Consider the following 6,904-nt stretch of genomic DNA (forward strand, 5'->3'; position numbering starts at 1 on the left):
CGGGCGCGCTGGCGACGGCGTAGCTTCCGGTCGAGCAACGCCTCGCGCATGACCTCACTGGCGGAAGCGTATTCGCCGCAGGCGATCGCATCTCGCACCATCCCGGCCATTTCCGGGGTCATCGCGACGCATATTTTCTCGACCTGTGACACTTCTCAAATTCCTTTTTTTGAGAAATAGGAAATTTTCATAACATCTTCCATGGTCTTGTTTTCCGGAACCCACTCTCGCTCCCCTAGCGACAGGCCGTCGCATGCCCCTTTCGGGGGCGGTTTCCGCCTTGTCTCCGGGCGGCTTTCCCCATAGTTTGCGCCCGCGCGAGATCGTCGCGCAGCCGGCGCCGCGCGCCCTTTGTTTTGTGCAGCCGCCCGGCGTCCCGCCGCCGCATTGCCTCAGGAATTCCATTCATGTCCGTTCTGATCGACAAAAACACCAAGGTCATCACCCAGGGTTTCACCGGCAAGACGGCGACCTTCCATTCCGAGCAGGCGATTGCTTACGGCACGAAAATGGTCGGCGGCGTCTCGCCGGGCAAAGGCGGCGCGACCCATCTCGGCCTCCCGGTCTTTGATACGGTGGCGGAAGCGCGCGCCAGAACCGGCGCAGAAGCCTCAGTCGTCTATGTGCCGCCGCCGGGCGCGGCTGACGCCATCTGCGAGGCGATCGACGCTGAAATTCCGCTGATCGTCGCGATCACCGAGGGCGTGCCGGTTCAGGACATGATCCGCGTCAAGCGCTCGCTGTCTGGCTCCAGGTCGCGCCTCATCGGGCCGAACTGCCCGGGCGTGCTGACGCCCAACGAGTGCAAGATCGGCATCATGCCGGGCAACATCTTCCGCAAGGGCTCCGTCGGCATCGTGTCGCGCTCCGGCACGCTCACCTATGAGGCGGTGTTCCAGACAAGCCGCGAGGGCCTCGGCCAGACCACCGCGGTAGGGATCGGCGGCGACCCGGTGAAGGGCACCGAATTCATCGACATGCTGGAGATGTTCCTTGCCGACGACGACACCCAGTCGATCATCATGATCGGCGAGATTGGCGGCGCGGCCGAGGAAGACGCGGCCGAGTTCATCGCCCGCTCGAAGCGCAAGAAGCCGATGGCCGGCTTCATCGCCGGGCGCACCGCGCCGCCCGGCCGCCGCATGGGCCATGCCGGGGCCATTATTTCGGGCGGCAAGGGCGGGGCAGAATCGAAGATCGAGGCCATGAAACGCGCCGGGATCGCCGTGGCGGATTCGCCGGCCCTGCTCGGCAAAACGCTGGTGGAACGTCTGAAAAGCTGAACACTCCGTCAACTTTCGGCCCTTAGGCTGGGCGCCGGTCCAGCCGCTGATGGAAGGAAACCGGGATGAACAAGACCGATCTCACAACCGCCTTCGAGCAGACGTCCTTTCTTTACGGCGGCAACGCGCAGTTCATCGAGCAGCTTTACGCCAGATATCTCGAGAACCCGGCCTCCGTGGACCCGCACTGGCGGCAGTTCTTTGCCGGGCTGGAGGACGGCGCCGCGCAGGTGACCGGCCCCTCATGGCAGCGCAAGGACTGGCCGCAGCCTGAAATGGGCGAACTGGTTTCGGCGCTGGACGGCAACTGGCCCGCCGCGGCGAAAGCCGCCAGGGCCGAAGCCAAGGCGCCCGCACTCCCGGCCGAGGACGTGCGCAAGGCCACGATAGATTCGGTGCGTGCGCTGATGATGATCCGCGCCTACCGCATGCGCGGCCATCTGGCCGCCGACCTCGACCCGTTGCGGCTCAAGACGCCCGACAGCCACCCCGAGCTCGACCCCGCCACCTACGGCTTCACCGAGGCCGACATGGACCGGCCGATCTTCCTCGACAAGGTGCTGGGCCTCGAGCACGCCACGCTGCGCCAGATCATCGACATCCTGAGGCGCACTTATTGCGGCACGCTCGGCATCGAGTTCATGCACATCTCGGACCCCGAGCAGAAATCCTGGATCCAGGAGCGCATCGAAGGCGCCGGCAAGTCCGTGAGCTTCACCACCGAAGGCAAGAAGGCGATCCTCAACAAGCTCATCGAGGCGGAAGGCTTCGAGCAGTTCCTGAACGTGAAATACACCGGCACCAAGCGCTTCGGGCTGGATGGCGGCGAAGCGATGATCCCGGCGCTGGAGCAGATCATCAAGCGCGGCGGCCAGCTGGGCCTTGAGGAAATCGTGTTCGGCATGGCGCATCGCGGCCGCCTCAACGTGCTGGCCAATGTGATGTCGAAGCCGTTCTCGGCGATCTTCCATGAGTTCAAGGGCGGCTCCTCGACGCCCGACGAGGTGGAAGGCTCGGGCGACGTCAAGTATCACCTGGGCTCCTCCTCAGACCGGACCTTCGACGGCAACAACGTGCATCTGTCGCTCACCGCCAACCCCTCGCATCTCGAGATCGTCGATCCGGTCGTGCTGGGCAAGGCGCGCGCCAAGCAGGACCAGCGCAAGGACAAGGAGCGCACCTCCGTGCTGCCGCTGTTGATCCATGGCGACGCCGCCTTCGCCGGGCAAGGCGTGGTGGCCGAATGCTTCGGGCTTTCCGGGCTGCGCGGCCACCGCTCTGGCGGCTCCATCCATTTCATCGTCAACAACCAGATCGGCTTCACCACGAGCCCCTTGTGGTCACGCTCCTCGCCCTACCCCTCCGACGTCGCCAAGATGATCGAGGCGCCGATTTTCCATTGCAACGGCGACGATCCGGAAGCCGTCGTATTCGCCGCCAAGATCGCCATCGAGTTCCGCCAGAAGTTCCGCAAGCCCGTCGTCATCGACATGTTCTGCTACCGGCGCTTCGGCCACAACGAGACCGACGAGCCGGCCTTCACCCAGCCGCTGATGTACAAGCGCATCGCCGGCCACCCGACGGTGGTGTCGATCTACGGCAAGCGGCTCATCGCCGAGGGAGTGATCGACGAGGCCGGGTTCGATGCCATGAAGGGCCTCTACCGCAAGACGCTGGATGAGAACTTCACAGTGGCCGAGACCTACAAGGCCAACAAGGCCGACTGGCTCGACGGCCGCTGGGCCGGTCTCAAGGCCGCGAGGGACCACGAGGAGCCGCGCAAGGGCGACACGGGCATACCGTCGGAAAAGCTGAAGGAGATCGGCCTCAAGCTCACCAAGGTGCCGAAGACCTTCAAGGTCCACCGCACCATGCAGCGGGTGCTCGATGCCCGCCGCAAGATGATGGAAGACGGCGCGGGCATCGACTGGGCGATGGCGGAGCAACTCGCGTTCGGCACGCTGCTGCTTGAGGGCTTCCCGGTCAGGCTCTCGGGCCAGGACGTGCAGCGCGGCACCTTCTCGCAGCGCCACGCGGTGCTGATCGACCAGGAAACCGAGAAGCGCTACACGCCGGTGAACCATCTGGTGAAGGACCAGCAGGTCAAGCTCGAGGCAATCAACTCCATGCTCTCGGAAGAGGCGGTGCTGGGCTTCGAATACGGCTATTCGCTGGCCGAGCCCAACGCGCTCACCATCTGGGAGGCGCAGTTCGGCGATTTCGCCAATGGCGCGCAGGTGGTGTTCGACCAGTTCATTTCCTCGGGCGAGCGCAAATGGCTGCGCATGTCGGGCCTCACCGTGCTGCTGCCGCATGGCTATGAGGGCCAGGGGCCGGAGCATTCCTCGGCCCGCCTCGAGCGCTATCTGCAGCTCTGCGCCGAGGACAACATGCAGGTGGCGAACTGCACCACGCCCGCCAACTATTTTCACATCCTGCGCCGGCAGCTTAAGCGCGACATCCGCAAGCCCCTCGTGATCATGACGCCGAAGTCGCTGTTGCGCCATAAGCGCGCCACCTCGACGCTGGCCATGATGGGCGAAGGCACCACCTTCCACCGTCTGTTGTGGGATGACGCGGAGATGCTGCCGGGCGAGGCCATCAAGCTGAAGCCCGATGGCGAGATCCGCCGCGTCATCCTGTGCAGCGGCAAGGTCTATTACGATCTCTATGAGGAGCGCGAGAAGCGCGGGCTCGCCGATGTCTATCTGTTGCGCGTCGAGCAGCTCTATCCGTGGCCGCACAAGGCGCTGATCAACATCCTGTCGCGCTTCCGCCAGGCGGAATTCATCTGGTGCCAGGAGGAGCCCTACAACATGGGCGCCTGGAGCTTCGTGCAGCCCAACATCGAGCGCGTGCTCGAATTCATCAAGGCGAAGAACACGCGGCCCCGCTATGTGGGCCGCGCCGCCTCCGCATCCACTGCAACAGGCTTGATGAGCCGCCACGTCAAGGAGCTCAAGGCGTTCCTTGACGAAGCGCTCAGCGACGCCAAGGCTTGAGGAACAGATCAAGATGACAAAGGAAATCCGGGTTCCAGCACTCGGCGAATCGGTGACCGAGGCGACCATTTCAAAGTGGTTCCGCAAGGCGGGCGATGCGGTGAAGGCGGACGAGCCCTTGGTGGAGCTTGAGACCGACAAGGTCACTGTCGAGGTGCCGGCCCCGGCGTCCGGCAAGCTAGCGGCCATCGAGGCGGCGGCGGGATCGACCGTCAATGTCGGCGCATTGCTGGGCATGATCGAGGAAGGTGCCACCGGCGCCGCGCCGGCCAAGACCGCCGAAGCCCCGAAGAAGGCTGAGGCCGCGGCGCCCGCCAAGGCCGAAGCGCCGCTGTCGCCCGCCGTGCGCAAGCTGGTGGAGGAGAACAAGATCGATACCGCGTCCATCGCCGGCACCGGCAAAGACGGCCGCCTCACCAAGGGCGACGTGCTGGCGCAGCTCGAGAAGCCTGCCGCCGCCCCGGCGGTGACGCCGCAGGCGCCAGCCGCCCCGGCCGAGCCAGGCCGCGAGGAGCGGGTGCGCATGTCAAGGCTCCGGCTCACCATCGCCCGCCGCCTGAAGGACGCGCAGAACACCGCCGCCATGCTCACCACCTTCAATGAGGTGGACATGACGGCCACCATGGCGCTCCGCAATCAGTACAAGGAGCTGTTCGAAAAGAAGCACGGCGTGAAGCTCGGCTTCATGAGCTTCTTCGTGAAGGCCTGCGTGCTGGCGCTGAAGGAAATTCCCGCCGTCAACGCCGAGATCGACGGCGACGACATCGTCTACAAGAACTACTATCACATCGGCGTGGCGGTGGGCACCGACAAAGGCCTCGTGGTGCCGGTGGTGCGTGACGCCGACCAGTTGTCCTTCGCCGGCATCGAGAAGACCATCGCCGATTACGGCCGCCGCGCCCGCGACGGCCAATTACAGATCGCCGACATGCAGGGCGGCACCTTCACCATCTCGAACGGCGGCGTTTATGGCTCGCTGATGTCGACGCCCATTCTCAACGCACCGCAATCCGGCATTCTCGGCATGCACAAGATCCAGGAACGCCCGGTGGCGCTGAACGGCCAGGTGGTCATCCGCCCGATGATGTATCTCGCACTCTCCTATGATCACCGCATCGTCGACGGCAAGGAAGCCGTCACCTTCCTGGTCCGCGTCAAGGAATGCCTGGAAGACCCGCAACGCACCATCCTCGATCTCTAAGGGGCGCACCATGACCAAAGTCGCCATCGTCACCGGCGGAAGCCGCGGCATCGGCCGCGCGACGTCGCTGAAACTCGGCGCCGCGGGCTATACCGTGGTCGTCAACTACGCGTCGAACGACGCGGCGGCGCGCCAGGTGGTGGCCGATATCGCCAACGCCGGCGGCAGCGCCATCGCCGTCAAGGGCGATGTCGCCAACGAGGCCGACGTGCTGGCGCTGTTCGCGGCGGCGGACAAGCTCGGGCCGCTGAAGGCGCTGATCAACAATGCCGGCATCATGGACCGCCAGAACCGCCTTGATGAAATGAGCGCCGAACGGATGAAGCGGTTGTTCGATATCAACATCCTCGGCTCCTTCCTCTGCGCGCGCGAAGCGGTGAAGCGGATGTCGCTCAGGCACGGCGGCGCGGGCGGCGTCATCGTCAACCAGTCCTCGGCGGCGGCCGTGCTGGGCGCTCCGGCGCTCGGCATCGAATATGCCGCCAGCAAGGGGGCCATCGATACGCTGACCATCGGTCTCGGCCGCGAGGTTGCGGCGGAGGGCATCAGGGTCAACGCCGTGCGGCCCGGCATCATCGATACCGAGATTCACGACAGTTCGGGCATCAAGGGCCGCGTGCAGATGATGCGCGACCAGATCCCGATGAAGCGCGAGGGCAAGGCGGAGGAAGTGGCGGACGTCATCCTCTGGCTGTGCTCGGAACAATCTTCCTATGTCACTGGCGCCATCGTTCCGGTGGCGGGCGGCCGCTGCTAGACCGAAGAGGGAGGCCATCATGGCTGCATTTGATCTCGTCATCATCGGCACCGGACCCGGCGGCTATGTCTGCGCCATCCGCGCCGCCCAGCTTGGGATGAAGGTGGCGGTGGTGGAAAAGCGCGCAAGCCACGGCGGCACCTGCCTCAATGTCGGCTGCATTCCGTCCAAGGCGCTGCTGCACGCCTCCGAACTCTACGCAGAATCGAAGCACGGCTTCGCCAGGATGGGCATCAAGGCTGAGACCGCACTCGATTTTCCGCGCATGATGGCCTTCAAGCAGGAAGCCATCGACGGCAACACCAAGGGCATCGACTTCCTGCTCAAGAAGAACAAGATTGCCGTCTACCGGGGCACGGGCGCGATCGCCGCGCCCGGCAAGGTGACGGTGGGCGGCGAGACGCTGGAGGCGAAGCACATCGTGATCGCCACCGGTTCCGAGTCCGCCAAACTGAAGGGCATCGAGGTTGACGAGCGGCGCATCGTGTCTTCGACCGGCGCGCTGACGCTTGCCGAGGTGCCCGGCCATCTCGCGGTGATCGGAGCGGGCGTCATCGGGCTTGAGCTGGGATCCGACTCTGCGCGGCTCCGCGCCAAGGTCACCCTCATCGAATATCGCGACCGCATCCTGCCAGGCATGGATCTCGAGGTCGCCAAGGCC

At 64.8% G+C, this 6,904-nt stretch carries 5 protein-coding genes; all 5 read left to right on the forward strand.

Going from position 1 to position 6,904, the window contains the following annotated elements; genetic code table 11:
- The first annotated feature begins 407 nt into the window (after positions 1-407).
- A complete protein-coding gene (sucD, locus tag ACKOED_RS14260) occupies positions 408-1,283 on the forward strand; it encodes a succinate--CoA ligase subunit alpha (RefSeq protein WP_408917276.1) in 876 nt (291 codons plus the stop codon).
- 65 nt (positions 1,284-1,348) lie between these two features.
- On the forward strand, positions 1,349-4,285 hold the full coding sequence (locus ACKOED_RS14265) for a 2-oxoglutarate dehydrogenase E1 component (RefSeq protein WP_408917277.1): 2,937 nt from the start codon (positions 1,349-1,351) through the stop codon (positions 4,283-4,285).
- 13 nt (positions 4,286-4,298) lie between these two features.
- Positions 4,299-5,486 carry a 2-oxoglutarate dehydrogenase complex dihydrolipoyllysine-residue succinyltransferase gene (gene odhB / locus ACKOED_RS14270; protein ID WP_408917278.1) on the forward strand — a complete coding sequence of 396 codons (1,188 nt, stop codon included), beginning with the start codon at positions 4,299-4,301 and terminating at the stop codon, positions 5,484-5,486.
- Positions 5,487-5,496: 10 nt separating this feature from the next.
- Positions 5,497-6,243 carry an SDR family oxidoreductase gene (locus tag ACKOED_RS14275; RefSeq protein ID WP_408917279.1) on the forward strand — a complete coding sequence of 249 codons (747 nt, stop codon included), beginning with the start codon at positions 5,497-5,499 and terminating at the stop codon, positions 6,241-6,243.
- Between the two features lie 19 nt (positions 6,244-6,262).
- On the forward strand, positions 6,263-6,904 hold a 642-nt coding region (locus tag ACKOED_RS14280), incomplete at its 3' end, for an FAD-dependent oxidoreductase (protein ID WP_408917280.1).

The sequence above is a fragment of the Aestuariivirga sp. genome, assembly GCF_046093005.1.
Taxonomy (GTDB): domain Bacteria; phylum Pseudomonadota; class Alphaproteobacteria; order Rhizobiales; family Aestuariivirgaceae; genus Aestuariivirga.

Coding starts and splice junctions, on each gene's coding strand:
- odhB (WP_408917278.1), top strand. CDS start 4,299: ATGACAAAGGAAATCCGGGTTCCAGCACTCGGCGAATCGGTGACCGAG.
- ACKOED_RS14265 (WP_408917277.1), top strand. CDS start 1,349: ATGAACAAGACCGATCTCACAACCGCCTTCGAGCAGACGTCCTTTCTT.
- sucD (WP_408917276.1), top strand. CDS start 408: ATGTCCGTTCTGATCGACAAAAACACCAAGGTCATCACCCAGGGTTTC.
- ACKOED_RS14275 (WP_408917279.1), top strand. CDS start 5,497: ATGACCAAAGTCGCCATCGTCACCGGCGGAAGCCGCGGCATCGGCCGC.